At 73.1% G+C, this 23817-nt stretch carries 20 protein-coding genes; 9 read left to right on the top strand and 11 right to left on the bottom strand.

What is annotated here, in order from left to right; translation table 11 throughout:
* Positions 1–132: 132 nt before the first annotated feature.
* Positions 133–2658 (top strand): ATP-dependent Clp protease ATP-binding subunit, encoded by a 2526-nt coding sequence (locus ACEPPI_RS15845; protein WP_373915859.1) that lies wholly within the window; start codon positions 133–135, stop codon positions 2656–2658.
* Between the two features lie 841 nt (positions 2659–3499).
* Positions 3500–4108, top strand: a complete 609-nt coding sequence (locus tag ACEPPI_RS15850; protein WP_373915861.1) for a M23 family metallopeptidase — start codon at positions 3500–3502, stop codon at positions 4106–4108.
* A 43-nt stretch (positions 4109–4151) separates the two neighbouring features.
* Here ACEPPI_RS15850 and ACEPPI_RS15855 read toward each other — a convergent pair whose 3' ends face one another.
* The 7 genes from ACEPPI_RS15855 to ACEPPI_RS15885 all read right to left on the bottom strand — a co-directional run bounded on the left by ACEPPI_RS15855 (position 4152) and on the right by ACEPPI_RS15885 (position 10496).
* Positions 4152–5321 (bottom strand): LamG-like jellyroll fold domain-containing protein, encoded by a 1170-nt coding sequence (locus tag ACEPPI_RS15855; RefSeq protein ID WP_373915862.1) that lies wholly within the window; start codon positions 5319–5321, stop codon positions 4152–4154.
* Positions 5322–5365: 44 nt separating this feature from the next.
* Positions 5366–6673, bottom strand: a complete 1308-nt coding sequence (cseC, locus tag ACEPPI_RS15860; RefSeq protein WP_373915863.1) for a two-component system sensor histidine kinase CseC — start codon at positions 6671–6673, stop codon at positions 5366–5368.
* Positions 6674–6730: 57 nt separating this feature from the next.
* Complete coding sequence (cseB, locus tag ACEPPI_RS15865) at positions 6731–7444, bottom strand: two-component system response regulator CseB (RefSeq protein ID WP_373915864.1); 714 nt, start codon at positions 7442–7444, stop codon at positions 6731–6733.
* Between the two features lie 16 nt (positions 7445–7460).
* The gene (locus tag ACEPPI_RS15870) at positions 7461–8111 is read right to left on the bottom strand and encodes a hypothetical protein (RefSeq protein ID WP_373915865.1); all 651 of its coding nucleotides are present in this window, start codon (positions 8109–8111) and stop codon (positions 7461–7463) included.
* Between the two features lie 38 nt (positions 8112–8149).
* Positions 8150–8710 carry a SigE family RNA polymerase sigma factor gene (locus tag ACEPPI_RS15875; RefSeq protein WP_030236813.1) on the bottom strand — a complete coding sequence of 187 codons (561 nt, stop codon included), beginning with the start codon at positions 8708–8710 and terminating at the stop codon, positions 8150–8152.
* Positions 8711–8937: 227 nt separating this feature from the next.
* Positions 8938–9858, bottom strand: a complete 921-nt coding sequence (locus tag ACEPPI_RS15880) for an A/G-specific adenine glycosylase (RefSeq protein ID WP_373915866.1) — start codon at positions 9856–9858, stop codon at positions 8938–8940.
* A gap of 29 nt (positions 9859–9887) precedes the next feature.
* Entirely contained in the window at positions 9888–10496 is a 609-nt protein-coding gene (locus ACEPPI_RS15885) for a phosphatase PAP2 family protein (protein ID WP_373915867.1), read from the bottom strand.
* Positions 10497–10719: 223 nt separating this feature from the next.
* Here ACEPPI_RS15885 and ACEPPI_RS15890 point away from each other — a divergent pair, with 223 nt between their 5' ends.
* A complete protein-coding gene (locus ACEPPI_RS15890) occupies positions 10720–11469 on the top strand; it encodes a hypothetical protein (RefSeq protein WP_373915868.1) in 750 nt (249 codons plus the stop codon).
* Between the two features lie 302 nt (positions 11470–11771).
* On the opposite strand, the gene disA is transcribed toward ACEPPI_RS15890, so the two are convergent.
* Positions 11772–12896 carry a DNA integrity scanning diadenylate cyclase DisA gene (gene disA, locus ACEPPI_RS15895; protein ID WP_373915869.1) on the bottom strand — a complete coding sequence of 375 codons (1125 nt, stop codon included), beginning with the start codon at positions 12894–12896 and terminating at the stop codon, positions 11772–11774.
* Between the two features lie 199 nt (positions 12897–13095).
* Positions 13096–14514 carry a DNA repair protein RadA gene (radA, locus tag ACEPPI_RS15900; protein WP_373915870.1) on the bottom strand — a complete coding sequence of 473 codons (1419 nt, stop codon included), beginning with the start codon at positions 14512–14514 and terminating at the stop codon, positions 13096–13098.
* 147 nt (positions 14515–14661) lie between these two features.
* Here radA and ACEPPI_RS15905 point away from each other — a divergent pair, with 147 nt between their 5' ends.
* Positions 14662–16416: a hypothetical protein gene (locus tag ACEPPI_RS15905; protein WP_373915871.1), complete on the top strand. Its 1755-nt coding sequence runs from the start codon at positions 14662–14664 to the stop codon at positions 16414–16416.
* A 5-nt stretch (positions 16417–16421) separates the two neighbouring features.
* Here ACEPPI_RS15905 and ACEPPI_RS15910 read toward each other — a convergent pair whose 3' ends face one another.
* Positions 16422–17240 (bottom strand): hypothetical protein, encoded by an 819-nt coding sequence (locus ACEPPI_RS15910; RefSeq protein ID WP_373915872.1) that lies wholly within the window; start codon positions 17238–17240, stop codon positions 16422–16424.
* Between the two features lie 62 nt (positions 17241–17302).
* Between ACEPPI_RS15910 and ACEPPI_RS15915 the strand changes: the two genes are divergently transcribed.
* The 5 genes from ACEPPI_RS15915 (at position 17303) to ilvD (ending at position 22430) form a co-directional block, all read left to right on the top strand.
* Positions 17303–18229 (top strand): Ppx/GppA phosphatase family protein, encoded by a 927-nt coding sequence (locus ACEPPI_RS15915; RefSeq protein ID WP_356218452.1) that lies wholly within the window; start codon positions 17303–17305, stop codon positions 18227–18229.
* A gap of 22 nt (positions 18230–18251) precedes the next feature.
* The gene (locus ACEPPI_RS15920) at positions 18252–18902 is read left to right on the top strand and encodes a class I SAM-dependent methyltransferase (RefSeq protein WP_373915880.1); all 651 of its coding nucleotides are present in this window, start codon (positions 18252–18254) and stop codon (positions 18900–18902) included.
* 56 nt (positions 18903–18958) lie between these two features.
* Positions 18959–19783, top strand: coding sequence for a sugar phosphate isomerase/epimerase family protein (locus tag ACEPPI_RS15925; protein WP_373915873.1), 825 nt, complete (start codon positions 18959–18961; stop codon positions 19781–19783).
* Positions 19780–20457 (top strand): TetR family transcriptional regulator, encoded by a 678-nt coding sequence (locus ACEPPI_RS15930; RefSeq protein WP_373915874.1) that lies wholly within the window; start codon positions 19780–19782, stop codon positions 20455–20457. The genes ACEPPI_RS15925 and ACEPPI_RS15930 overlap by 4 nt, the downstream gene beginning before the upstream one ends.
* 122 nt (positions 20458–20579) lie before the next feature.
* On the top strand, positions 20580–22430 hold the full coding sequence (ilvD, locus tag ACEPPI_RS15935; protein WP_373915875.1) for a dihydroxy-acid dehydratase: 1851 nt from the start codon (positions 20580–20582) through the stop codon (positions 22428–22430).
* Positions 22431–22643: 213 nt separating this feature from the next.
* Here ilvD and ACEPPI_RS15940 read toward each other — a convergent pair whose 3' ends face one another.
* Positions 22644–23759, bottom strand: a complete 1116-nt coding sequence (locus tag ACEPPI_RS15940; protein ID WP_373915876.1) for a PQQ-binding-like beta-propeller repeat protein — start codon at positions 23757–23759, stop codon at positions 22644–22646.
* Positions 23760–23817 lie beyond the last annotated feature (58 nt).

A 23817-nucleotide genomic window follows, 5' to 3' on the forward strand; every position in this document is an offset into this window, starting at 1 on the left:
CCGACGTGGGGGTGAGCCGTGGACGGATGTCGGCAGTTGGAATGAGCTGTCCCGTCCCGCGGGACTAGCATGCGGAAGGACAGGGCGGGGACCGACCCCGAACTGCCCGACCGCTCTGAGGAGCGATAAACGATGTTCGAGAGGTTCACCGACCGCGCGCGGCGGGTTGTCGTCCTGGCTCAGGAAGAAGCCCGGATGCTCAACCACAACTACATCGGCACCGAGCACATCCTCCTGGGCTTGATCCACGAGGGTGAGGGTGTCGCCGCTAAGGCCCTGGAGAGCCTCGGGATTTCGCTCGAGGCTGTTCGCCAGCAGGTTGAGGAGATCATCGGTCAGGGGCAGCAGGCCCCGTCCGGCCACATCCCCTTCACCCCGCGGGCGAAGAAGGTCCTGGAGCTTTCGCTCCGAGAGGCCCTCCAGCTCGGCCACAACTACATCGGCACCGAGCACATCCTGCTCGGCCTGATCCGCGAGGGCGAGGGCGTCGCCGCCCAGGTCCTCGTGAAGCTGGGCGCCGATCTGAACAGGGTCCGGCAGCAGGTCATCCAGCTGCTCTCCGGCTACACCGGGGGCGGCAAGGAGTCGGCCACCGCGGGTGGCCCGGCCGAGGGCACCCCCTCGACCTCGCTGGTCCTCGACCAGTTCGGCCGCAACCTCACCCAGGCTGCCCGCGAATCCAAGCTCGACCCGGTCATCGGGCGCGAGAAGGAGATCGAGCGGGTCATGCAGGTGCTGTCCCGCCGGACCAAGAACAACCCGGTCCTCATCGGCGAGCCCGGCGTCGGCAAGACCGCCGTCGTCGAGGGCCTGGCCCAGGCGATCGTCAAGGGCGAGGTGCCCGAGACCCTCAAGGACAAGCACCTCTACACCCTGGACCTGGGTGCCCTGGTCGCCGGTTCCCGCTACCGCGGTGACTTCGAGGAGCGCCTGAAGAAGGTCCTCAAGGAGATCCGCACCCGCGGCGACATCATCCTGTTCATCGACGAGCTCCACACCCTCGTGGGTGCGGGTGCCGCCGAGGGCGCGATCGACGCCGCGAGCATCCTGAAGCCCATGCTGGCCCGTGGTGAGCTCCAGACCATCGGTGCCACGACGCTGGACGAGTACCGCAAGCACCTTGAGAAGGACGCGGCCCTGGAGCGCCGCTTCCAGCCGATCCAGGTGGCGGAGCCTTCCCTCCCCCACACGATCGAGATCCTCAAGGGCCTGCGCGACCGCTACGAGGCCCACCACCGCGTCTCCATCACGGACGAGGCCCTCGTCCAGGCGGCGACGCTGGCGGACCGGTACATCTCGGACCGCTTCCTGCCGGACAAGGCGATCGACCTGATCGACGAGGCCGGCTCCCGAATGCGCATCCGCCGGATGACCGCGCCGCCGGACCTCCGCGAGTTCGACGAGAAGATCGCGGCCGTGCGCCGCGACAAGGAGTCGGCCATCGACTCCCAGGACTTCGAGAAGGCGGCTTCCCTCCGTGATTCGGAGAAGCAGCTGCTCGCCGCGAAGGCCAAGCGCGAGAAGGAATGGAAGGCCGGCGACATGGACGTCGTCGCCGAGGTCGACGGCGAGCTCATCGCCGAGGTCCTCGCGACCGCGACCGGCATTCCCGTCTTCAAGCTCACGGAGGAGGAGTCCTCCCGCCTCCTGCGCATGGAAGACGAGCTCCACAAGCGCGTCATCGGCCAGAAGGACGCCATCAGGGCGCTCTCCCAGGCCATCCGCCGCACCCGTGCGGGTCTGAAGGACCCGAAGCGTCCCGGTGGCTCGTTCATCTTCGCCGGTCCGTCCGGTGTCGGTAAGACCGAGCTGTCCAAGACGCTCGCCGAATTCCTCTTCGGTGACGAGGACGCGCTGATCTCCCTCGACATGTCGGAGTTCAGCGAGAAGCACACGGTTTCCCGCCTCTTCGGTTCGCCCCCCGGCTACGTGGGCTACGAAGAGGGCGGCCAGCTGACCGAGAAGGTCCGCCGGAAGCCGTTCTCCGTCGTCCTCTTCGACGAGGTCGAGAAGGCGCACCCGGATATCTTCAATTCCCTTCTCCAGATCCTGGAGGACGGTCGCCTGACCGACTCCCAGGGCCGGGTCGTGGACTTCAAGAACACGGTCATCATCATGACGACCAACCTGGGTACGCGGGACATCTCCAAGGGCTTCAACCTGGGCTTCGCCGCCCAGGGCGACGTCAAGACCGGTTACGACCGGATGAAGGCGAAGGTCAACGAAGAGCTCAAGCAGCACTTCCGGCCCGAGTTCCTGAACCGCGTCGACGACACGGTCGTCTTCCACCAGCTCAGCGAGGAAGACATCATCCAGATCGTCGACCTGATGATCGCCAAGGTGGACGAGCGTCTCCGCGACCGCGACATGGGCATCGAGCTCAGCGGTGAGGCGAAGCTGCTGCTGGCCAAGCGCGGCTACGACCCGATCATGGGTGCGCGCCCGCTGCGCCGGACCATCCAGCGCGAGATCGAGGACCTGCTGTCGGAGAAGATCCTCTTCGGCGAGCTGCGCCCCGGTCACATCGTGGTCGTCGGCGTGGAGGGTGAGGGCGAGGAAGCCAAGTTCACCTTCCGCGGCGAGGAGAAGTCGGCGCTGCCCGACCTCCCCCCGATCGAGGCCACGGGCTCCGGCCCGGACCTGTCCAAGGGCGCGTAAGCGCCGACGGCGGGCAGTAGTACGCAGGGGCGCCCCCGGGATCACCTCCCGGGGGCGCCCCTTCGCCGTGCCCGGCCCGCCGGGGCTGCCGCGGGGCGACTACGGGCCGGGCCCCGCTCCGGCCCCGGGCCCTGCCCGGACGGGCCCGGGGGTGGTCCCGTCAGGCCGGCGGCCCCCGCGAGGCCGCCCGCGGCTCCGTGACCGCGTACCCGGTGTTCCGGATCCGGCTCCCGGGCCTGTTCGGGCCCGCGCCGCCTGTTCCTGTGCCGCCCGGCCGGGCCCCTCGGCCCCCGCACGGGCCGTTCGGGCCCCTTGGGCCGCCGTGAGGCCCCGTGGGGCGGGCCAAGGGCCCCGCACCCCGCACGGCCCGTGCGGGCCCGGCACGCGCGAGCGGGACGCCGACGATCCCGTCTTCGGCGGCGTGCAGGGGTGGCGGCCGGACTCCTGGGTCCGTCCGGGGCCGGACCCGTGTGCTCCGGGCCGGGGGCGGCCCGCGCCCCCTGCCCGGGGTGGGCCCTCGGGGCCGCCGATACGGCGGTGATGCAGGCCACTTGGGGCCTCCGCCGTCGGTGACAAGCCGCACAGGGCAAATCGGACCTACTAGAACGACTCGTAGATTTCGCCGCCCGTTTTGTCCCTACTCCGCCGCAGTAGGGAGCCCGTCAACAGGTCCGGAAGACCGGCCGCTCCTACGAGCCCGGGTAGTAAAAGCGGTGTTTGGGGAAGCCGGGAGGCCCGGGTTACCAAGGTTGGGCAAGCCCGGCAGCCACGGCCCACGGTCGCAGCGCCGGGTCCTTTCTTGCCCGATACACGCCCTGTCCCCGGCCCCGGAGGTCTCCACATGTTCGCGAAGCGCGTCAGCACCCGTCGTACCCGTATCGCCCTCGCCGCCACCGGTCTCGGTGCGGCCCTGGCCATCGGGGCCGGCACGACCGCCGCCTTCGCAGCAGAGGCCCCCGCCGCCCTCCCCGCCGTCGCCGAGCAGATCTCCGTCCAGGCGCAGGCGCAGGCCCAGGCCGCCGCCGCGAAGGGCCTGTGGGACAAGCCCGTGAAGAGCTACACGCTGTCCGCGACCTTCGGCAAGGGCGGCACCATGTGGTCGCACAAGCACTCCGGCCAGGACTTCGCCGTCCCCGTCGGCACCCCGGTCAAGGCCGCGGCCGCCGGCACCGTCGTGAAGGCCGGCCCGAACGGCGGCGGCGACGGCCCCGCGTACGGCAACGCCATCGTGATCAAGCACGCGAACAACACGTACTCGCAGTACGCGCACCTCTCGAAGATCCAGGTCAAGATCGGCCAGAAGGTCTCCGTGAAGCAGCAGATCGCGCTGTCCGGCAACACCGGCAACTCCAGCGGCCCGCACCTCCACTTCGAGATCCGCACCACCCCGAACTACGGCTCGGCCGTCAACCCGGTCGCCTTCCTGCGTACCGTCGGCGTCAGCGTCTGAGACGCCTCCGGGCCCCGCGGGGTCCCCGCGGGCCCCGGCGGGATCAGATCAGCCACGAGTGCGTCGGCTTGGTCTTCTTGTCGAGCTTGTTGTTCTTCAGGCCCGTGATCTGTTCCTGCCCCAGCGCCCGGTCGAAGATCCGGATGTGGTCCAGCGGGCCGTCCCAGGCGGCGCTCCAGATCCCGTGGTGGCGGGCCCGGCCCAGCTGCAGCGGGCCGGGACCGGCCCAGATGCCGGACACCTGGGCCTGACCGGCCTGCTTGTCGTCGACCCACAGCGCGATGGTCTTCTTCTCCGCGTCGTACGTCCCCGTCAGCAGGGCCCAGTTCCGCGTCGTGTCGACGTTGTCCACGACCACCTGCTGGGCCGTCGCCGCCTGGCCCTTGTCCCCGGTCTGCACCCGGAACACCCAGGCCTTCTTGCCGTTGACGACCTCGAAGCCCAGCTCGAAGGCGTACGAGTCCCCGTCGCCCTGGCTGACCGCCATCCGCGAACCGGTCTCGGCCACGTTGTAGGCGCGCGTGGAGACGGTGAAGCTCTTCGAGACGTCCACGGCCGCCTCGGCGCCCTGCGCGTACGAGTCCGCCGCCCCCTTGAACCTGACCTCGGTCCGCTTGGCCAGCTCGCCCAGCGAGGCGCCCGGGCCGAGGGCGATGCCCATCCTGCCGCTGCGGTCGCGCAGCAGGTTCGGCTCGCCAGGAACGGTCGGGGAGTCGTCCTCGGGGGTCTTGGGGTCGGCGGACTCCGCCGGGCCCGAGGCGCTGGGGGAGCCGGAGGAGGCCGTCACGGGCTCCTTGCCCGGGTCGTCCGATCCGTCCAGTACGAAGAAGGCCGCGCCGCCGGCCACCAGGGCTACCACCAGGGTGCCGATGCCGATGGTCAGCAGCCTGCGCTTGCGCCGCTGCGCCTCCGTGCGGTCGGCCATCGCCTGCCAGTCCGGCTGTGCGGCTGCACTGAAGGGCTCGGGCGCGGGCGGTTCGGCGGCGAGCGGGGGCTGCGCCTGCGGCGGGCCGAAGCCGCCCTGGCCGCCGGCCGGCCCGCCCGGTACGGGCTCGGGCAGGTAGGGGTTCGAGGCGGCGCCGGGGGCGGGCTCCGGGGGCTGCGGATAGCCGTACCCGCCGGATATCCGTCCCGGCGGGTATCCGTAGCCGCCGCCGCTCCCGGGGGCGGGGTCGGGCTGGGGGCCGTGCGGGCGATCCGTACCGTCAGTCATGGCACGGATGCTAAAACATCGCGGTGCGCGGGCGAACGGCCGCGTCAGCCCGGCAGCTGGATGATCGGGAAGCTCCCCGTCGCCGTCGGCGCGTGCTCCGGCAGCCACAGCACCGCCACCGCCCCCGCCGCGGAGCCCTCGCCCGTCGCCTCGCCGGGGCCCGCCACGTTGCGGAACGTCAGCCGGGCCCCCAGTACCCGGGCCTGGCCCTCGGCGATGGTCAGCCCCAGCCCGTGCCCGACACCCGCCCGGTCCGTCGACCCGGTCCGGAAGCGGCTCGGCCCCTCCAGCAGCAGCGCCTCGGGGAATCCGGGCCCGTGGTCGCGTACGCGCACGACCCGGCCCTCGATGTCGACCTGGATCGGCGGCCTCCCGTAGCGCGCGGCGTTGGCCAGCAGGTTCCCGAGGATCCGCTCCAGACGCCGCGGGTCGGTGCTGACGATCTCGTCCGCCACGACCCGTACCGAGGCCTCCGGCATCAGCGTGGACACCCGCCGGCTGACGAACTCGCCCAGCGCCACGTCCTGGAGCTCGGCCCGCTCGGACGCGCTGTCCAGCCGGGCCACCTCCAGCACGTCCTCGACCAGGGCCCGCATCGCCCGCGCCCGGTCGAGCACCAGCTCCGTCGGGCGGCCCGGGGGCAGCAGCTCCGCGGCCGTGAGCAGGCCCGTCACCGGGGTCCGCAGCTCGTGCGCGATGTCCGCGGTCACCCGCCGTTCGGCCTCCAGACGCTGCTGGAGGGCGTCCGCCATGGCGTCCACGGCCCGTGCGAGATCGTCCGTCTCGTCCCGTACGACACCGCCCACCGCGTCCCGCACCCGTACGTCCGGATCGCCGTGCGCCACCCGCTGCGCGGCGGCCGCGGCCTTGCGCAGCCGGCTGGAGATCTGGCCGCCGATGAGCACGCCGAGGGCCGATCCGCCGATCACCACGGCGAGGGAGCCGACGACCAGGGCCCGGTCCAGGTCGCGCACCATGTTGGCGCTCTCCTGGAACCGGTGGCTCAGGGAGAGCACCTGCCCGTTGCCGAGCGGTACGGCCGCCCACACCACGGGCCCCTTGCGGGACTCCTGGACGTAGGTGCCGCGGCGCCCCGACCGGGCCTTCTCGCGCAGTTCCGCGGGCAGCTCGGGATCGTTGAGCTTGGCGCCCCAGATGGGCTTGCGGCCGGCGTCGGTGCGGGCGATGAACTGCACCCGCTCCAGCTCGGCCTCGCGGGCGCTCTCCAGCATCGACACGCGGGCAGCGCTGTGCACCACCAGGCTGAGCGCCAGCGCGGTGAGCGCGCCGACGGCGGCGATGGCGAGCGTGATCTTCCAGCGGATCCCCGTGCGCAGGGTGAAGCGCCTCATGCGGTCGCGGTCCTCATGGTCCTCATGCGGTCGCGTCCCTCATGACCCTCGTGTTCCTCATGCCTTGAGCTTGTATCCGAAGCCCCGGACCGTCTCGATCCGGTCCTGCCCGATCTTGGTGCGCAGCCGCTGGACGTGGACGTCCACGACGCGGGTGTCCCCGCCCCAGTCGTAGTCCCAGACCCGTTCCAGGAGCCGGTCGCGCGACAGGACGGTACCGGGCGCGGAGGAGAATTCCAGCAGCAGCCGCATCTCGGTCGGCGTCAGCGCCACGGAGGCGCCCGCCCTGCGGACCTCCATGCCCTCGGTGTCGACCTCCAGGTCGCCGAAGGACAGCACCCCGCGCTCACCGGAGCCGTCGGCCCCGTCGCCGTTCGAGGCGCCGTTCTGCGGGCCGCCGGCGTGGCCGAAGCGGCGCAGCACGGCGCGGATCCGGGCGACGAGGACGGAGCCGTCGAAGGGCTTGGTGACGTAGTCGTCCGCGCCCGCCTCCAGGCCCAGGACCACGTCGATGGAGTCGGCGCGGGCCGACAGCATGATCACGGGGACGGTGGACTCGTCGCGGATGCGGCGGCACAGGCTCACGCCGTCCATCCCGGGCACCATCACGTCGAGGAGGGCGATGTCCGGGCGGTGGGCGCGGAAGGACTCCAGTCCGGACAGTCCGTCGGGCATGGCGGTGACCACGAAGCCGTCGCGTTCCAGTGCCAGCGTCGTGGCCTCGCGGATGACGTCGTCGTCCTCCACGAACAGCACATGGGTCTCGGCCATGCCCACCCTCACCTCATCAGCTCTTCGGCGATACGGCCGGGGCGGGAGGGCTCCCGCCGTCGACCACATTGCTGTAGTCCGTGTGCACCCGGTCCTGTTCGGTGAACCGTTCCCCGTTCCAGCGGTACGTGATCACGTCCTCGCCCGACGGGTAGGCGAGCGTGTCGTTCTTCCCGTAGACCGGTTTGTTGAGCACCAGCTCACCGCGGTCGATCTCCGCGTAGACGGGCGGCTGCTCGTCCGAGAAGACATTCTCGTACTTCCCCCCGTCGGCCCGGTACACGTACGAGCCGCGGCCCATCGCATCGGCGCAGGACAGCACGTTGACGACGATGTCGACGACGGTGTTCCCGGTGACCTTCCCGTAGCTGACGTCGATCGGGTACTGCTGGCCCGTGCAGGGCTTGAGGTCGCGCTTGACCGCGGCGCTCACCTTCGGGTCCGCCTTGAGCAGGGCCACCGGGTCGACCCGCTTGGCCGTTCCGGTGGAGGCGGCGGGGGAGTGGTCCGCGGAGGCCGGTTCGCTGGCCCCGTCGCTCGTCGGCTGGTTGCTCCGGGACACGGTCTCGGTGTGGGCGGGGCCGCCGTCCCTGAGGCCCGTGCCGCCGGTGGAGCAGCCGGCCGCGAACAGCACTGTGCCGACGAGGACGACCGTCCCCGCCGACATCAGTACCAGAGAGCCTCTACCGCTCGGGTCTTGGCCAGTCAGGCCGCGCACCGCTCCCGCCCCTCGTCACGGATGGTGTGGTCACCGCGTTCGAGCGCACGCATGTCCAGGTCCCGGCTCTCCAGCTCCTGACGGAGCCGGGCCAGTGCGCGGTGCAGGGTGCTCTTCACGGTTCCCGCCGACATACCGAGCGCCGCGGCCGTTTCCTCGGTGCTCATCTGCTCCCAGTGTCGCAGCACCACCACACTGCGCTGCTTGGGCGCGAGCACCTTGAGGATGTCCATCAGCAGGGCGCGGTCGGCGCGCTGGTCGGAGCCGTCCTCGACGGAGGCGTCCGGGAGCTGCTCGGTGGGGACCTCGTCGAGCTTGCGGGCCCGCCACCACTCGGTACGGGTGTTGATCATGACGCGGCGGAGGTAGGCGTCGGCCAGCGACTTGTCGGCGATGCCCTCCCAGCGGCCGTAGGTGCGCACGAGGGCGGTCTGGAGGAGGTCCTGGGCGTCGGTCGGGTCCGGGACCAGGCGCCGGGCACTGCGCAGCAGGGCGTCCTGCCGGGTGCGGACGTACTCCTCGAATTCGAGTACCTCGCCGTGCGCCATCTCAGACCGCCTCCGTTCCGACCAACCGCTCATGCGCTGGCTTGTGGATCCGAAGTTACGGACGGGTTGTCACGGCACTGTGCGGGTCAGCCTTCGGTGGGCGCACGGACACCCGTAGGTTGTGTAACAGCGCCCGTGAGCTGGGGTTTCGCGGCCCGAAGCGGAATCGTCGAGTCAACTTCGAGCCGCGCTCCGGCCGGCTGCCAGGGGCGTTCGGATTTCGTCGGTCAGCTCTGCGGCAGCCGGTACATGCGGTGCGCGAGCGGTTCCACCAGCCCGTCGGACACCAGCCCGTCCAGCGCGCGCGCCCGCTGCACCGGTTCGTTCCAGACGGTGTCGAGCACCGACTGCGGAACCGGACCGACCGCTTCGCGCAGTACGGCCAGCAGCTTCCCGCGCACCTGCCGGTCGGTCCCGGCGTACGTCTGCCCGCGCCGCGGCGGTCCCTCGTGCGCGGGCTTCCCGGCCAGGCGCCACGCGCACAGGCCCGCCACCGGGCAGCGCGCGCAGTCCGGGCTCTTGGCCGTGCACACCAGTGCGCCCAGCTCCATCGACGCCGCGGCCCAGCGGGCCGCCGTGGCCTCGTCGTCCGGCAGCAGTTCCCGGGCCAGGCGCCGCTCGGCGGCCGTCGTGGCGTTCGGCGGGTACTCGACCCCGCTCGACGTGCGGGCGAAGACCCGGCGCACGTTGGTGTCCAGCACCGCGTGCCGCTGCCCGTACGCGAAGGAGGCCACGGCGGCGGCCGTGTACTCGCCGATCCCCGGCAGCGACAGCAGCTGGGCGTGGTCGCTCGGTACGTCGCCGCCGTGGCGTTCCGTTATCGCGACGGCCGCGCCGTGCAGGCGCAGGGCCCGGCGCGGGTAGCCGAGCCGCCCCCAGGCCCGTACGGCCTCGCCCGGCGCCTCGGCGGCCAGGGCGGCGGGCCGGGGCCATCGGGCGAGCCACTGCTCGTAGACCGGCAGGACCCGGACGACGGGGGTCTGCTGCAGCATGAACTCGCTGACCATGACCCCCCAGGGGCCGGCCTCGGGGCGGCGCCAGGGCAGGTCGCGGGCGTGTTCGTCGAACCACGCGATGACGGGGGAGTGCAGCGCGTGGGCGCGCGGAGGACCGGCGGGGGACGCGGGGGATGAGGCAGATGCAGTCATGGCAGACCGCATCCTGGCACGTTTCGGTCCTACCCCGCCCGGCCCGGCCCGGTGAACCAGACGGCGACGGGGGTGCCGCTCGCGCGGACCGCGGCCGTCACCCGGGCCAGCGGGTTCGTGAACGCCAGCACGGCGAGGGTGGCCAGCGAGGCCCCCAGCAGCAGGCCCATCGCCACGTCGTGCGGGTAGTGCACCCCGACGAAGACCCGGGAGAACGCCATCAGCAGCGCGACGGGCACGGTCAGCAGGGCGAGGCGGGGCACGGCCAGCGCGAGGGCGACGGCGGCCGCGCCCGCGATGGCGGAGTGGTTGCTGGGGAAGGACCAGTCCCCGTACGGCGGGCACGGGACGAGCGAGGCGGCCGCCCCGGCCACCGCCCGGCAGGGCCGTTCCTCGTTCACGGTGGACTTCACCAGCTCGGAGGCGACGTAGACGAGCGCGGTGGCCAGCGGGGCGAGGACGGCGAGCGCCACCGCCCGGGGATCGCCGTGCCCGCGCGCACGCCACCAGACGGCTATGAAGAGCAGACCGAAGAGCAGCAGTCCGAATTCGGTCCAGACTTCGAACGCCCACCGCACCCAGGAGGGCGTGGAGTGGGCGAAGTCGGTGATGTCGCGGTAGAGGGCAGAGCTGTCCATGGTCACCGACGGTACTCAAACTCTTGTTCCGGTCGTGTCAGTACCTTGGCCGGTTCCGGTCGGTCCGGTGTACGCCCGCAGGATGATCATCGGCAAAACCTGCCGGATGTGCGGCATGGGGGACGCTGATCGCGGGACGAGTTCTCGTAAGGTTCGGTCCGTGGGATCTCTGCGCAATCCGGTCGGGCCGCTCCCCTCCTCCATTTACTGGCGACGGAGGGCTGTGCTGGCGTCCGTCGCGGCGCTCTTGGCGCTGCTCGCCGTATGGACCGTCAGTTCCGGCGGGGGTACGTCGAGTACGAACGGCAAGGGCGGTGGCGACGGCTCCGGACCCGTGCGCACGATCACCCCCGGCCCCTCGGGCTCCGGGCCGGCGATCAGTCAGGCGCCGGGCGGACGCGGCGGCTCGGGCGCCGGCTCGGGTTCGGCTTCGGGCGGCGGCGGCAAGAACGGTGAGCCCGGCGGCGGTTCGGGCTCCGGCTCCGGTTCCGCTTCGGGTTCCGGCGGCTCCGGCTCCGGCTCCGCGGCCGGCGGCTCCCCGGCGCAGGTGCCGGCGGACTCCCCGCTCCCGACGTGCCCGGCGAGCGCGCTGCAGTGGGAGGTCAAGAGCGTGAAGAACGAGTACGAGACGAACGAGAAGCCGCGCCTCGAACTCCTCGTCCGCAACATCTCCGGCAGCACCTGCAAGTTCGGACTCGGTCCGAAGCAGGCCGTCGTGACGATCTTCCAGACGCAGGGCGCCAAGGCCGTCTGGTCCTCCGCGGACTGCCCGGCGAACGCGGCGAACGCGTTCTTCCGGCTGCCGGCGCAGGGTGAGACGAAGCAGGCGGTGGAGTGGGACCGCAAGCCGAGCGCGCCGGACCAGTGCCAGACGCCTCCGGCGGGCAGCCCGGCGCCCGACACGTACGTGGTCGAGGTGAAGTCCCCGGGCCTCCCGGTGGCCCGCACCTCCTTCGTCCTGAAGCAGGACTGACCCTTCTTGACGCGGCCCTCCCCTTCTTGACGCGGCCCTCGCGCCGGTCGGCGCCGGGGCGCCTTCCGGGCTTCGGCCCGCTGCGCCGGACTCCGTCCGTCGGCCGCCGGGCGGGGCCGCTGCCCGCCGGCGGCCTGCGGGTGGGCGCCGCTGCGCGGAGCGGTCCCCTACCCGCCCTTCCACCGTTCCCCGGGCTGCGCCCGCACGGCGCTCCGCAGCCCGCGTCCGTTTCCCGGGCTGCGCCCGGACGGCGCTCGGCGTCCGCGCCTCGCACGCCGGCGGGGCGGAACCCCAGGGGTGGGTCAGACGTAGCGTTCCAGGATCGACGACTCCGCCAGGCGGGACAGGCCCTCGCGGACGCTGCGCGCACGGGCCTCGCCGACGCCGTCCACCGTCTGGAGGTCGTCCACCGACGCCGCCAGCAGCTTCTGCAGCCCGCCGAAGTGTTCGACCAGCCGCTCGATGATCGCCCCCGGCAGCCTCGGCACCTTCGCCAGCAGCCGGTACCCGCGCGGCGACACCGCCGAGTCGAGGGTCTCCGGCGAGCCGGTGTACCCCAGGGCCTTGGCCACGATCGCCAGTTCCAGCAGTTCCGGATGCGTCAGCGCGTCCAGCGCCGGCAGCGCCTCCTCCACCGTGCGGGAACGCTTCGCCGTCGGCTCCGGAACGTAGTCCCGGATCACCAGCTCCCGCTCCTGCTCGATGCCGACGGTCAGTTCGTCCAGCTGGAGCGACAGCAGTCGTCCGTCCGTGCCCAGTTCGAGCACGTACTCGGCGATTTCCGTCGCGATCCGGCGGACCATTTCCAGCCGCTGGGCGACCGCCGTCACGTCGCGGACGGTGACCAGGTCCTCGATCTCCAGCGCCGACAGCGTCCCCGCGACCTCGTCGAGCCGCAGCTTGTACCGCTCCAGGGTGGCCAGCGCCTGGTTCGCCCGGGACAGGATCGCCCCTGACTCCTCCAGGACCCGCCGCTCCCCGTCCACGTACAGGGCGATCAGCCGCATCGACTGGGACACGGAGACCACCGGGAAGCCGCACTGCTTCGAGACCCGGTCCGCGGTGCGGTGCCGGGTGCCGGTCTCCTCCGTCGGGATCGACGCGTCGGGCACCAGCTGTACGCCGGCCCGCAGGATCTTGGTGATGTCCTTGTCGAGGATGAGCGCGCCGTCGAGCTTGCACAGCTCGCGCAGCCGGGTCGCGGTGAACTCCACGTCCAGGACGAAGCCGCCCGTGCACATCGCCTCGACGTTCTTGTCCATGCCGAGGACGATGAGCCCGCCCGTGTTGCCGCGGACGATCCGCTCCAGGCCGTCGCGCAGGGGCTGACCAGGCGCGACGGCGCTCAGCGAGGCGCGCATCAGCGCGTCGTGCTTGGAGCTCGCGCCGGACTTCCCGGGTGCTGATGCCCCGTCCTTGGCTGCCACTGCACTCCTCCGGTCGCGGGTTGCGCCGCCTGCGTACAGCCGGGCGGACCAGCACAAAGTCTACCGGCGCGGGCTGTGCGCCCGCCGTGCCTTGGCGAGCATCGCTGCGACGGGGGTCCGCACGGAGGCCCGCGGGGGTCCCCTGACCTGGCCCGGGACGGCCCGCGGGAGGTCCGGGCCGGCCCGCGTGCGGAGGCTGTTATTCCGCTGCGCGCTCCTTCGCCGGGGTACGGGAGCGGCCGCGCGGCAGGACCCGCAGCGCGTCGCCCACGTCCGCGACCTCGGTCACCTTCATTCCCGCCGGAACCTTCCCCGGATCCGCCGGTACCAACGCGTGCGTGAAGCCCAGCCGGTGCGCCTCGGACAGCCGCCGCTGCACACCCGTCACCCGCCTCACCTCACCGGCGAGTCCGACCTCCCCGATGGCGACGAGGTTCTTCGGCAGCGGCACGTCACTGGCGGCCGAGGCCAGCGCGAGCGCGATCGCGAGGTCGGCGGCCGGTTCGGTGAGCTTCACGCCGCCCACGGTCGCGCTGTAGATGTCCCGCTTGCCGAGCGCGGTGATCCGCCCGCGCTGCTCCAGCACCGCCAGCATCATCGAGACGCGCGAGGTCTCCAGGCCGGAGGTGGTCCGGCGCGGGGAGGGGATCTGCGAGTCGACGGTGAGCGCCTGCACCTCGGCGACCAGCGGGCGCTTGCCCTCCAGGGTCACGGTCAGGCAGGTGCCCGGCACCGCCTCCGCCCGCCGGGTCAGGAACAGCCCGCTGGGGTCGGCGAGCCCGGTGATGCCCTCGTCGTGGAGCTCGAAGCAGCCGACCTCGTCGGTGGCGCCGTAGCGGTTCTTCACGCCGCGTACGAGGCGCAGCCGCGCGTGCCGGTCGCCCTCGAAGCTGAGGACCACGTCCACGAGGTGCTCCAGCAGGCGGGGACCGGCGATCGCCCCGTCCTTGGTGACGTGGCCGACCAGGAGGGTGGCCATGCCCCGGTCCTTGGACGCGCGGATCAGCGCGCCGGCCACCTCCCGGACCTGGGCCATGCCGCCGGGCGCGCCGTCGATCTCGGGGGAGGCGATGGTCTGTACGGAGTCCAGGACCAGCAGGGAGGGCTTCACCGCGTCGAGGTGGCCCAGCACGGCGGACAGGTCGGTCTCGGCGGCGAGGAAGAGGTGGTCGTTGAGGGCGTTGATCCGGTCGGCGCGCAGCCGGACCTGGCTCGCGGACTCCTCGCCCGTGACGTAGAGGGTGCGGTGGTCGCCGGTGGCCGCCTTCGCCGCGACGTCGAGCAGCAGGGTCGACTTGCCGACGCCGGGCTCGCCGGCGAGGAGGACGACGGCGCCCGGGACCAGCCCGCCGCCCAGGACGCGGTCCAGTTCGTCGACGCCGGTGCTGCGCGCGGTCGCGGTGCGGCCGTCGACCTGGGCGATGGGCAGGGCGGGTGCGGAGACGCGGCCGGCCGCGGTGGTCCGTACGGCGGGCGCCCCGCCCATCTCCTCGACGGTGCCCCACGCCTGGCATTCGGGGCAGCGGCCGAGCCATTTCGCGGTCGTCCAGCCGCACTCGGAGCAACGGTAGGACGGCCGGTCCTTGGCGGACGAGCGGGAGGTACGGGCAGCAGCCATGCGGCCCACGGTAACCGCAGCCACCGACAGCCCCGGCCGTGCGGGCGTCAGGGGCGCTGTCAGCGGGGTACCGATCTGTTCACCCGTAAGGGCTAAAACTGCTGAAGGCTTCCGGGGCGTCACCGGCGCGCCGCCTACGGTCGCCGAGTGAACAGCAGCCACCAGGGAGACCCCGCATCGCGCACCGGCGCACACCGGGCGCACGGGCGCACGCGCTCGGCGGCCCCGGCGGACCCGGTGGACCCCGTCCGCCCGGCGCCCCCGGACGAACAGCCCCCGTCCTCCCGGCACGAGCCCTACCTGGACGGACTGTTCACCTACTGCCTCTCCGTCCTCTGTGACCACGACACCGCCACCGAGGTGCTCGGTGACGTCCTCGCCGTCGCCGAACGCCATCCCGGCCGGTGTCCCGACGAGGGCGGCCGCCGCGCCTGGCTGTACGCCCTGGCCCGCTGGGGCTGCCTGAGCCGGCTGGCCGAGCGGCGGAGCGCACGACAGGGGGCGCATTCCGCCCGGCGTGCGCCGGAGCACACGAACGCCGGGCATGCTCCGGGGGAGCGCCCCGGGGTCGACGTCAGCGCCCACCGCCGTACCGAGCTGGCCCGGCTCGCCTGGCCCGAGGCGGCCGGCACCACCCCCGAGCAGCGCGAGGCCCTCGAACTCGCCGTCCGCCACCGCCTCGGCGTCGGTGAACTCGCCGCCGTCCTCGGCACCCCCGCCGCCGCCGCGCGCGAGCTGCTGTCCGCCGCCGCGTGCGAGGTGGAGCGCACCCGCGCCGCGCTCGCCGTCGTGGAGAGCGGCAACTGCCCGGCCGTGGCACGCCTCACCGGCGACCAGGGCGACGGCGTCCTCGGCGACGTCCTGCTGTCCAGCACCCTGCGCGGCGAACTCGTCCGCCACGTCGACGACTGCCCGCGCTGCCGCCGCGCCGCCGAACGCGTGGGCGCCGGCGCGCCCTGGCCCGGCACCGGCGGCGTCCACGCCGCGCTCCCGCTGGTCCCGGCCCCCCGCCCCGCCGTGCACGCCGCGATGCTCCGCTCGGGCCGGCGCCGCGGTGGGCGCCCCGGACCGCGCTTCGACCGGACCGGTTTCCCCATGGACCCCAAGGACCGCGCCGCCCGCCGTGACCGGCTCCGGGCGCGGGCCGTGACCACCACCGTCGTCGCCACCGTCGTCGCCGCTCCCGTACTCGCCCTGTGGGCGGCGTACCGGGGCGCCCCCGTCACCGGCGAACCCGTCGGCGCCGACGGCACCCGCATCGCCGCCGGCGAATCGCAGATCCCGCCCCCGTACGCGGCCGAGGGGCGCCCCCTGACCGCCTACGAGAACGCCGGCAACACCGCGCACACCACCGGCGAGCCCGGCTTCGCCCCCGGCGCCGCCGGCCCCGACGTCTCCGTCGAGGTGATCAGCACCGGCGCGCCGGCCACCCCCGGAGCGGACGGCCCCGGCGCCCCCGGCCGGCTCACGGTCGCCGCCACCACCCGCGGCTCCACCACCCTGCTCACCCTCACGGCCTCCGGCGGCGGCCCCGTCGACTGGCGGCTCTGGTCGGACGCGCCCTGGCTGCGCGCGAGCCGGACGGCGGGCACGCTCGCCCCCGGAGAATCGGTCATCCTGCGGATCACCGTGGACGCCGGGGCCCAGCCCGTCGGCGCCTGGAGCGCCCGCGTCGGGGTCGACCCGGCCGGCGCGATGATCGTCGTCCAGGGCCGGGGCCGCCCGGCCCCCACCCCGGACCCGCCGGAGCCCACACCGACCCCGACCCCGACGCCCACCCCCACGCCGACGCCCACGCCGACCCCCACACCGACCCCGACGCCCACGCCGACGGACCCCCCGGCCCCGGAGCCGTCCTCAGGAGGAACGGTTTCCCCCGGACCGGCCCCCTCCGGGTCCTGACACCGTCAGGCGCGGTCCACCGGGGGCACCGGGTCCGCGGGATGCGGCGCCATCGGCAGCAGCGAGGCCAGCCGCGCCTCGCACAGCTTCACCAGCTCCGCGTACCCCTGCTCGCCCATCAGCTCCGTCAGCTCCGCCCGGTACGAGACGTACACCGGGTCGCCGGCACCGTGCGCGGAGGTCGCCGACGTGCACCACCAGTGCAGGTCGTGACCGCCCGGACCCCAGCCGCGCCGGTCGTACTCGCCGATCGACACCTGCAGGATCCGGGTGTCGTCGGGGCGGTCGATCCACTCGTACGTCCGGCGGATCGGCAGCTGCCAGCACACGTCCGGCTTGGTCTCCAGCGGCTCCTGGCCCCCCTTGAGGGCCAGGATGTGCAGCGAGCACCCCGCCCCGGCCGGGAAACCGGGCCGGTTCAGGAAGATGCAGGCCCCGTCCCAGCGGCGGGTCTGCTTCTCCCCGTCGTCGTCGAGCTGCGTCCAGCCGGACTCGCTCCCGACGTCGTGGAACTGCCACAGCTCGGGTGTGAGCCGCGCCACGTTCTCGGCGACCCGCTTCTCGTCGTCCTCGTCGGAGAAGTGCGCCCCGAGGGTGCAGCAGCCGTCATCGGCCCGCCCGGCCTGGATCCCCTGGCAGCCACTGCCGAAGATGCAGGTCCAGCGGGAGGTCAGCCAGGTCAGGTCGCAGCGGAAGACCTGCTCGTCATCGGCGGGGTCGGGGAATTCCACCCAGGCCCGGGGGAAGTCGAGCCCCTTCTCGTCCTGCTCCTTGCCCTTGTCCTTCTTCGACCGGGTCTTGTTGGCCTTCTTCGTATTTGGCACAAAGCCCAGCCTAAGGGCCCCTTACTCCGCTCCTCCGCGTTCGGCCCAGTAGCGTTTCCCGCATGAGACTCGGTGTCCTCGATGTGGGTTCGAACACGATCCATCTGCTGGTGGTGGACGCGCACCCCGGCGCGCGCCCGCTGCCCGCGCACTCGCACAAGGTGCAACTGCGCCTGGCACAGCTCCTCGACGAGCGCGGGGCCGTCAGCGCGGACGGCATAGAGCGCCTCGTCTCGGTGATCGGCGAGGCCGTGCAGGCCGCCGAGGACAAGGGCTGCGAGGACCTGCTGCCCTTCGCGACCAGCGCGGTGCGCGAGGCCACCAACGCGGACGAGGTCCTCGCCCGCGTGAAGGCCGAGACCGGGCTGGAGCTCCCGGTGCTCAGCGGGGACGACGAGGCCCGGCTGACCTTCCTCGCGGTCCGGCGGTGGTTCGGCTGGTCGGCCGGCAAGCTGCTGGTCCTGGACATCGGCGGCGGCTCGCTGGAGATCGCGTACGGCATCGACGAGGAGCCGGACGCGGCCGTCTCCCTCCCGCTCGGCGCCGGCCGCCTCACCTCCGCCTGGCTCCCCGGCGACCCGCCGGACCCGGCGGACGTGAAGGCCCTGCGCCGGCACGTGCGGGCCAGCATCGCCCGCACGGTGGGCGAGTTCAGCCGCTTCGGCGCCCCGGACCACGTCGTCGCCACCTCGAAGACCTTCAAGCAGCTCGCCCGCATCGCGGGCGCGGCCCGGGAGGCTGACGGCCTCTACGTGCAGCGCGACCTGACCCGCAAGTCCCTGGGCGAGTGGGTCCCGCGCCTGGCCGCGATGACCACCGCCGAACGCTCCGCGCTCCCCGGCGTCTCGGACGGCAGGGCCAACCAGCTCCTGGCCGGGGCCCTGGTGGCGGAGGCCGCGATGGACCTCTTCGGCGTGGACGAACTGGAGATCTGCCCGTGGGCCCTGCGCGAGGGCGTGATCCTGCGGAGGCTGGACCACCTGCCGTAGCCCCGGCGATCATCGCCGGATGATCACGATCCTGACGCCCCGCGTCATCGAGGCGCTCGGCCGGTTCAACGACGCCCACCCCTGGGACCACAACGCTCACTACCATCCGTGGATCCTGCGGCAGCTGCCCCGCCGCCGCGCCCGTGCCCTGGACGTCGGCTCCGGCAGCGGCGACCTGGCCAGGGCGCTGACCGCGCGCGCCGCCGCCGTGCACGGGGTCGACGCCGATCCGCGGATCGTCGCGCGGGCCCGGGAGCTCACCCCCGCCGGGGCACCGGTGACCTTCGCCGTCGGGGAGGCGCTGGAGGAGGAGGGGACGTACGACGTCGTCACGTGCGTGGCCGTCCTCCACCACCTGCCGTTCACCGAGGCCCTCGGCCACTTCCGCGAGCGGCTCGCGCCCGGCGGGACCCTGGTCGTCGTCGGCGCATACCGGGCGAGCACCCGCGGCGACCACCTCCTCGGCGCCGTCGCGGTCCCGCTGAACGCCGCCCTGGGATGGATCAGGAACAAGGGGCGTACGGCACCCCGCCCGGCCTCGATGACCGCCCCGACCCGGCCCGCGTCCATGACCTTCGCCGAGATCGCCCACGAGGCCGCACGGCTGCTGCCGGGCGTCCGGCTGCGCCGCCGGCTGTTCTGGCGCTACACGCTGGTCTGGCGACGGCATTGAGACGGCTTCCGGGGCCGGGCCGCCCCGGCGGGGCAGGGGCCCCGTAATCTGTCCCCGTGGCAGAACCAGTCCGTATCCCGACCACCACCACCCCGAAAGTCGCGCTCTCCACCGCCTCCGTCTACCCGGAGTCCACGGCGACCGCCTTCGAGATCGCCGCCCGCCTCGGCTACGACGGCGTCGAGGTCATGGTCTGGACGGACCCGGTCAGCCAGGACGTCGACGCCCTGCGCCGGCTGTCGGACCATCACGGGGTGCCGATCCTGGCCGTCCACGCCCCCTGCCTGCTCATCACCCAGCGCGTGTGGTCCACCGACCCCTGGATCAAGCTCCAGCGCGCCCGCGCGGCGGCCGAGAGGCTGGGCGCGAGCACGGTCGTCGTGCACCCGCCGTTCCGCTGGCAGCGGCAGTACTCCCGCGACTTCGTCACCGGGATCTGGCGGATGGCCGACGAGACCGACGTCCGCTTCGCCGTGGAGAACATGTACCCCTGGCGCTACCGCGACCGCGAGATGCTCGCCTACGCGCCCGAGTGGGACGTCACCAAGGACGACTACCGGCACTTCACCGTCGACCTCTCGCACACCGCCACCGCCCGTACGGACGCCACCGCCATGATCGACCGGATGGGCGACCGGCTCGCCCACATCCACCTCGCCGACGGAAACGGATCGGCCAAGGACGAGCACCTGGTCCCCGGCCGGGGCACCCAGCCCTGCGCCGAGCTGCTCACGGGCCTGGCCCGGACCTCCTTCGACGGGCACGTCGTCATCGAGGTGAACACCCGCCGCGCCATGTCGTCCGCCGAGCGCGAGGCCGACCTCGCCGAGGCGCTGGCCTTCACCCGCCTGCACCTCTCGAAGCCGGTGCGCCGCTCATGACGGAGCCGGCGGAGCCATCGGAGCAGGACGGGCCGTCCGGGCCCGCCGCCGAACCGCCCGCCCAGCCCGTCAAGCGCCGCCGCGGCCCCGGCCGGCCCCGCCAGGACGAGACCGACGACGGCCCCGGCACCCAGGAGCGGATCCGCCTCGCCGCCCGCGAGGTGTTCGCCGAACGCGGCTACGACAAGACGTCCGTCCGCGGCGTCGCCAAGGTGGCCGGCGTGGACCCGGCCCTGGTGCACCACTACTTCGGGAGCAAGGACGACCTCTTCGCCGCCGCCATCGAGGTGAGCATGGAGCCCGCCCTGGTGGTCCCGGCGATCATCGGCGACGGCCCCGAAGGCATCGGGGAACGCCTGGCCCGCTACTTCCTCGGCATCTGGGAGAACCCGGTCTCCCGCGCCCCCCTGCTCGCCGTGATCCGCTCCGCCCTCACCCACGAGGCCGCCGCCAAGGTGCTGCGCGGCCTGATCCTGCGCCGGGTCCTGGAGCGGGTCGCCGCCGACCTCGACGTACCGGACCCGACGCTGCGCGCCGAGCTGGCCGCCTCCCACATGATCGGCATCGCGCTGCTGCGCTACGTGGTCCGTGTGGAGCCGCTCGCATCCGCCGACCCGGAGCAGATCGTCGCCCTCGTGGCGCCCACGCTCCAGCGCTACCTGACCGAGGAGTGAGCCCGCCGTCCCGGCATCCGGACGGGCTGTCCGGGTCGCGGGCGGTGGGCGTAGCTTTGTAACCGAGCCATATCCGCAGTCGCGGCTGACCGTACAGCCGCACTCATGGGGAGTGAAACCGCATGCCCGAGCTGAGGTCCCGCACCGTCACCCACGGCCGCAACATGGCAGGCGCTCGTGCGCTGATGCGCGCGTCGGGCGTAGCGAGCGAGGACATCGGCAAGCCGATCATCGCGGTCGCCAACTCCTTCACCGAGTTCGTCCCCGGCCACACCCACCTGGCCCCGGTCGGCCGCATCGTCTCGGACGCGATCCGCGCCGCCGGCGCGATCCCGCGCGAGTTCAACACGATCGCGGTCGACGACGGCATCGCCATGGGCCACGCCGGCATGCTGTACTCCCTGCCCTCCCGCGACCTGATCGCGGACTCGGTCGAGTACATGGTCGAGGCGCACTGCGCCGACGCGCTGATCTGCATCTCCAACTGCGACAAGATCACCCCCGGCATGCTGATGGCCGCCATGCGCCTCAACATCCCGGTCGTCTTCGTCTCCGGCGGCCCCATGGAGGCCGGCCAGGCCACCCTCGTCGACGGCACCGTCCGCAAGCTCGACCTGATCGACGCCATGGTCGACGCCTCCAACGAGAACGTCTCCGACGAGGACATCCTGCGCATCGAGGAGAACGCCTGCCCGACCTGCGGCTCCTGTTCGGGCATGTTCACCGCCAACTCGATGAACTGCCTCGCCGAGGCCATCGGCCTCGCCCTCCCCGGCAACGGCTCGGTCCTCGCCACGCACACCGCCCGCCGCGCCCTGTACGAGGACGCCGGCCGCACGGTCGTGGAGATCACCAAGCGCTACTACGAGGGCGACGACGAGTCCGTCCTCCCGCGCAACATCGCCACCCGCGAGGCCTTCGAGAACGCCATGGCCCTCGACATCGCCATGGGCGGCTCCACGAACACGATCCTCCACCTCCTCGCCGCCGCCCAGGAGGCCGGCCTGGACTACGACCTGACCGACATCGACGCCGTCTCGCGCCGCGTCCCGTGCCTGTCCAAGGTCGCCCCGAACGTGGCGCCCGGCGGCACGTACTACATGGAGGACATCCACCGCGCCGGCGGCATCCCCGCCATCCTCGGCGAGCTGCACCGCGGCGGGCTCCTCAACAAGGACGTCACCACCGTCCACTCGGACAACCTGGAGGACTGGCTCGCGCAGTGGGACGCCCGCTCCGGCACCGCCTCCGACGTGGCGATGGAGCTGTGGCACGCGGCCCCCGGCTGCAAGCGCTCCGCGACCGCCTTCTCCCAGTCCGAGCGCTGGGAGACCCTCGACCTCGACGCCGAGGGCGGCTGCATCCGCTCCGTGCAGCACGCGTACTCCAAGGACGGCGGCCTCGCCGTCCTGCGCGGCAACATCGCGGTCGACGGCTGCGTGGTCAAGACCGCCGGCGTCGACGAGTCGATCTGGACCTTCGAGGGCCCGGCCGTGGTCTGCGAATCGCAGGACGAGGCCGTCGAGAAGATCCTCTCCAAGCAGATCGCGCCGGGCGACGTCGTCGTCATCCGCTACGAGGGCCCGCGCGGCGGCCCCGGCATGCAGGAGATGCTCTACCCGACCTCCTTCCTCAAGGGCCGCGGCCTCGGCAAGGTCTGCGCCCTGGTGACGGACGGCCGCTTCTCCGGCGGCACCTCGGGCCTGTCCATCGGCCACGCCTCCCCGGAGGCGGCCTCGGGCGGCAACATCGCCGTCGTCGAGGACGGTGACCGGATCCGCATCGACATCCCGAACCGCTCCATCGAGCTCCTGGTCTCCGACGAGGTGCTGGCGGCCCGTCACGAGGCCCTCGGCGGCGTCTACGCCCCGAAGGACCGCGAGCGCAACGTCTCCGCGGCCCTGCGCGCCTACGCGGCGATGGCCACCAGCGCCGACAAGGGCGCGGTCCGCGACGTCACCCGCCTCGGCTGACCCACCGTCACCAGGGCCCCGCCGGGCGGCTGACCACCCGGCGGGGTTCCGTGCGCCCCTTCCCCGACGCGTCGGGCTCCGCCCGGCGGCCGTGGCTCACCACCCCGCGGGGTTCCGCGCGTCTCTTTCTCGACGCGTCGCTCGCGCCGCTCGGCGCCGGGGCGCCTCGCGGGCTTCGCGGCGCTGCGCCGGGCTCCGCCCGGCGGCCGTGGCTCACCACCCCGCGGGGTTCCGCGCGTCCACGGCGAAGACGGTCCCGTCGGGGGCCGAGGCGTAGACCCGGCCGCCGGAGAACACGGGAGCGGGGACGGCGGCGCTCACCGTGGCCTGGCCCGTGGCCATGCGGGCCCTGGTCTGTCCCAGGAGCCGCCCCGCCGCCGCGTCCACGGCCAGCAGGCGGCCGTCCGACACGGTCAGGTACACCCGCCCGTCGAGGAACGCGGGAGCGGAGGCGCTCGCCGCGCCGGTCTCCAGCCGCCACAGCTCCTTGTTCGTGTCGACCGCCACGACCGCGCCCTGCGTACCGAAGGCGTACACCGTCCCGTTCGGCTCCACCGTCGCCTGCGCGTCGTACAGCGGGGCCGACAGCTGGACCCGGTGGACCGAGCGCGTCGCCAGGTCGATCCGGACGACGGCGCCCGCGTGGGTCGTCGGATCGTTGTCCAGCAGGCAGAGCGAACCGCGCGCCGTGCCGAACGGCTGCAGCCGGCCCACCGCCCGCACCTGCCAGCGCACCTCGCCGCTCGCCGCGTCGACCTCGGAGACCTGGGTGGACTTGCCGGACGGATCGGCCGTCGACACGTAGAACACCGGCTCGCCCTTCTGGCCCCGGGCACCCCACCACCCGGATCCCGGCTCGCCCCGCCGGTTCCAGCGCTCGGTGCCCGCCGCGGCGTCGAAGGCGGTGACGTTCCCGTTCGGCGTCACCAGCAGGACGTGCGGACCGGCGGCCACCACGCGCGCGCCCGGAGGCAGCTTCTGCCGCCAGCGCTCCGCACCCGTACCCGCGTCCAGGGCCTGGAGGACCTCGCCGCCGGGAGCCGCCGCCAGCACCGTCCCGCCCGCGAACAGCGGGGTCATCGTGGTGGCACCCGGCTGGTCCGGGGCGTTCGTGCGGACGGCCCACGTCGTCGAACCGTTCGCGGCGTCGAGCCGGGCCGCGGCCAGCCCGCGGCCCGAGCAGTACAGCCCGGTGGCCTCGGCCGAGCAGGACACGGTGTGCCCGCCCAGCGGGACCGACCACGGGGACGCCCCGGGGCGCCCCGCCGCGGCGGACGCCCCGGAGAGCCGCGGTGCGCCCGGCTCGGGCGCCCACCCCCCCGACCACACCTAGACCCCGCCCGCCCCCGCGGCGAGCAGCAACCCCCTGGCCCCCCCCCCGACCACA

The organism is Streptomyces sp. AB3(2024), assembly GCF_041862025.1.
Taxonomy (GTDB): domain Bacteria; phylum Actinomycetota; class Actinomycetes; order Streptomycetales; family Streptomycetaceae; genus Streptomyces.

Coding starts and splice junctions, on each gene's coding strand:
- ACEPPI_RS15880 (WP_373915866.1), bottom strand. CDS start 9,858: ATGACTGCATCTGCCTCATCCCCCGCGTCCCCCGCCGGTCCTCCGCGC.
- ACEPPI_RS15870 (WP_373915865.1), bottom strand. CDS start 8,111: ATGTCGGCGGGGACGGTCGTCCTCGTCGGCACAGTGCTGTTCGCGGCC.
- ACEPPI_RS15885 (WP_373915867.1), bottom strand. CDS start 10,496: ATGGACAGCTCTGCCCTCTACCGCGACATCACCGACTTCGCCCACTCC.
- radA (WP_373915870.1), bottom strand. CDS start 14,514: ATGGCTGCTGCCCGTACCTCCCGCTCGTCCGCCAAGGACCGGCCGTCC.
- ACEPPI_RS15930 (WP_373915874.1), top strand. CDS start 19,780: ATGACGGAGCCGGCGGAGCCATCGGAGCAGGACGGGCCGTCCGGGCCC.
- ACEPPI_RS15875 (WP_030236813.1), bottom strand. CDS start 8,710: ATGGCGCACGGCGAGGTACTCGAATTCGAGGAGTACGTCCGCACCCGG.
- ilvD (WP_373915875.1), top strand. CDS start 20,580: ATGCCCGAGCTGAGGTCCCGCACCGTCACCCACGGCCGCAACATGGCA.
- ACEPPI_RS15855 (WP_373915862.1), bottom strand. CDS start 5,321: ATGACTGACGGTACGGATCGCCCGCACGGCCCCCAGCCCGACCCCGCC.
- cseB (WP_373915864.1), bottom strand. CDS start 7,444: ATGGCCGAGACCCATGTGCTGTTCGTGGAGGACGACGACGTCATCCGC.
- ACEPPI_RS15845 (WP_373915859.1), top strand. CDS start 133: ATGTTCGAGAGGTTCACCGACCGCGCGCGGCGGGTTGTCGTCCTGGCT.
- ACEPPI_RS15915 (WP_356218452.1), top strand. CDS start 17,303: ATGAGACTCGGTGTCCTCGATGTGGGTTCGAACACGATCCATCTGCTG.
- cseC (WP_373915863.1), bottom strand. CDS start 6,673: ATGAGGCGCTTCACCCTGCGCACGGGGATCCGCTGGAAGATCACGCTC.
- ACEPPI_RS15850 (WP_373915861.1), top strand. CDS start 3,500: ATGTTCGCGAAGCGCGTCAGCACCCGTCGTACCCGTATCGCCCTCGCC.